The organism is Pseudomonas sp. HMWF006, assembly GCF_003061205.1.
GTDB lineage: Bacteria > Pseudomonadota > Gammaproteobacteria > Pseudomonadales > Pseudomonadaceae > Aquipseudomonas > Aquipseudomonas monsensis.
In genome coordinates this window covers 2,617-5,330 of record NZ_QAIU01000423.1, presented here as the reverse complement: position 1 = coordinate 5,330, position 2,714 = coordinate 2,617, and the positions used below count along the sequence as shown (strand labels likewise).

3 protein-coding genes are annotated in these 2,714 nt (G+C 63.2%); 1 reads left to right on the top strand and 2 read right to left on the bottom strand.

What is annotated here, in order from left to right:
• On the bottom strand, positions 1 to 156 hold a 156-nt coding region (locus DBR24_RS17765), incomplete at its 3' end, for a LysR family transcriptional regulator (RefSeq protein WP_128615400.1).
• Between the two features lie 103 nt (positions 157 to 259).
• Between DBR24_RS17765 and DBR24_RS17760 the strand changes: the two genes are divergently transcribed.
• Positions 260 to 1,672 carry an MFS transporter gene (locus DBR24_RS17760; protein ID WP_128615399.1) on the top strand — a complete coding sequence of 471 codons (1,413 nt, stop codon included), beginning with the start codon at positions 260 to 262 and terminating at the stop codon, positions 1,670 to 1,672.
• A 78-nt stretch (positions 1,673 to 1,750) separates the two neighbouring features.
• Here the strand turns inward: DBR24_RS17760 and DBR24_RS17755 are convergent, their stop codons facing one another.
• On the bottom strand, positions 1,751 to 2,464 hold the full coding sequence (locus tag DBR24_RS17755; RefSeq protein WP_123462733.1) for a murein L,D-transpeptidase catalytic domain family protein: 714 nt from the start codon (positions 2,462 to 2,464) through the stop codon (positions 1,751 to 1,753).
• Positions 2,465 to 2,714 lie beyond the last annotated feature (250 nt).

Here is a 2,714-nt window from a genome sequence, read left to right as displayed (position 1 = left end):
CACCAGCAACGGGTCCCCGGTGGTTTCGCGCAGACGGGCGAGGGCGCGACTCATGGCTGACGGGCTCAACCGCAGGCATCTCGCGGCGCGGGCGACACTGCCTTCGCGCAGCAAGACGTCGAGGGTGATCAACAGGTTCAGATCCGGAGCGGTCATGACATGGCGTTCCATGCAGGTATTGAGTGCAAAGCATGCGTCTTGCGCCGTGTATTGTCGAGGCTCAGGCTACGGCGTATCACCCTTGCGCTGCGAGCACGCCATGCCCCGAGAACCCCTGAACCCCACAGCCCGCTGGGCGCTGACCAGCCTGGCACTGTCGATGTTGATGCCGTCACTGGACACCAGCATTGCCAATGCCGGATTGCCGACATTGGCGGCGGCGTTCGATGCGACGTTTCAACAGGTGCAATGGATCGTGCTGGCCTACCTGCTGGCGGTGACCACCTTGATTGTCAGCGTCGGGCGTCTGGGCGATGGCGTTGGGCGCCGGCGCTTGCTGTTGGTCGGGATCAGCCTGTTCACCGCCGCGTCGTTGGCCTGCGCACTCGCCCCTGGATGGATCTGGTTGATCGGCGCACGGGCAGTGCAAGGCGTCGGCGCGGCAATCATGTTCGCGTTGACGGTTGCACTGGTCGCCGATGCGGTGCCCAAGGCGCGGGCGGGCAGTGCAATGGGCTTGCTGGCGACGATGTCCGCCACCGGCACCAGCCTCGGGCCGTCGCTGGGTGGGCTGTTGATGGAGCATGTCGGCTGGCCGTCGATCTTTCTGCTCAACGTGCCGTTGGGGTTGCTCAATGCGTGGCTGGTGTATCGCTATTTGCCGGCCGATCGCACCGCCCGCACGCCCGTGACGTTTGATTATGTCGGCTCGGGAGTACTGGTGTTGACGCTGGCGGCCTATGCGCTGGCGATGACGCTCGAGGGGTTCACCCTCGGATTGCTAGTGGTCAGCCTGTGCGGCGCGGGGTTGTTCATCGTGGTCGAGAAGCAAGCCAGGGCGCCGCTGATACGCCTGTCTCTGTTCGCTGACCCGCGACTGAGCAGCAGCCTGGCGCTGACCTTGCTGGTGACGACAGTCATGATGACCACGCTGGTGGTCGGGCCGTTTTACCTGAGTCGCGGGTTGGGCCTGAGCAGTGCCATGGTCGGATTGGCGTTGTCGGTCGGGCCGTTGCTGGCGGCGTTTGGTGGCGTGGCGGCCGGGCGGCTGGTGGATCGCTTCGGCGCGCGGCGCATGGTGCCGGGCGCGTTGCTGGGGCTGGCCGGCGGTTGCGCACTGCTGGCGCTGTTGCCGACGCATCTGGGTCTGCCGGGGTATTTGCTGCCGATGACGCTGGTCGCCGGGAGCTATGCGCTGTTCCAGGCGGCCAACAATACCGGATTGATGGCGGGTGTCAGTCAGGATCAGCGCGGTGTGGTGTCGGCCCTGCTCGGGCTGGCGCGCAATCTCGGATTGATCACCGGGGCGGCGGTGATGGGGGCGGTGTTTGCCCTGGCCACGGGTGGCCCGACCCAGGCACCTGCCGAGGTCATCGGCCGCGGCTTGCACATCACTTTCGCCGTCGCTACAGCGCTGATGCTCATGGCCCTGATCCTCAGTCGCGCCAAGATCAAATGTGGCAGCGGGCTTGCTCGCGAAGAGGCCGGAACAGCCGACATCACCAGCGACTGAGCCACCGCTTTCGCGAGCAAACCCGTTCCCACAGAAGCACCGTGTGGCGGCAAAAACTGCAACCGCTGTGGTGCTTTGTCAGCTGGCGTGGGTACTGAGAATGCTCGCCACCTGTTGCGGCTGACAATTGAGGTACGGCGACGAGCGCAGCCAGCGCTGGTCGGGGTACCACGAGAACATGAACTGGCCGTTCTTGAGTTTATCGATCACTTGTCGGGCGATCTGCGGCCGTACCGCCGGGCAGCCCTGGCTGCGGCCGATGCGCCCCTGGCGCTTGCTCCACAACGGATTCACGTAACTGGCGGCGTGGATCACGATGGCACGATCGCGGGCCAGGTCGTTGAAGCCCGGTTCGAGGCCGTCCATGCGCAGCGAGTAACCGTGGGTGCCTTCGTAGCTTTCCTGGGTGCGGAACAGGCCGAGGCTGGATTGATAACTGCCTTCACGGTTGGAAAACTGCGTGGCGAAGTTTTCCCCGGAGTTGGAGCCGTGGGCGACCAGATCGCGCAGTACCAGTTTTTTCCGGTTCAGGTCGAAAATCCACAAGCGGCGCTCGGTGGACGGTTGCGAATAGTCGATGATGGCCAGATGGCGGGACGGTTTCGCACCGTTGTTGACCGCGCATTGCATGGCGTTCAAGGCACCTTTCAGCGCTTGGGGATTGAGTTCTGGCGCGGCGTGCGCGAGGCTGGTAAAGAGCACCGGCGATGGTTTGCCGGCGGCAAAAACTGGACTGGTCACGGCGACAAGGGTCGCGGTGGTCAACAGAAGTCGGCGCAAAAACGTCAACATTTATAAAGTGTCCTCACTGTCTACATATTTGGCACTTTGGCTCCTGACTCCCAGTCATACCCGACAGACCCCGGATTCGGGCCTGACTGTTCAGCGCACCTGATGTAAGGTTGACCGTCATTGAGACGGCTACGGATTGGAGTAAAGCAGTTGTTCAAAAAGTACGCATGCTACTTGAGCATTTGTTTGCTCGCAGCGCCGTTTGTCGCTTGTGCCGATGAGCCGTTGCCGCCGCTGGAGACATTGCCGA

Bases quoted from the DNA above. Each gene is read 5' to 3' on its own strand.
- DBR24_RS17760 (WP_128615399.1), top strand. From the start codon at position 260: ATGCCCCGAGAACCCCTGAACCCCACAGCCCGCTGGGCGCTGACCAGC.
- DBR24_RS17755 (WP_123462733.1), bottom strand. From the start codon at position 2,464: ATGTTGACGTTTTTGCGCCGACTTCTGTTGACCACCGCGACCCTTGTC.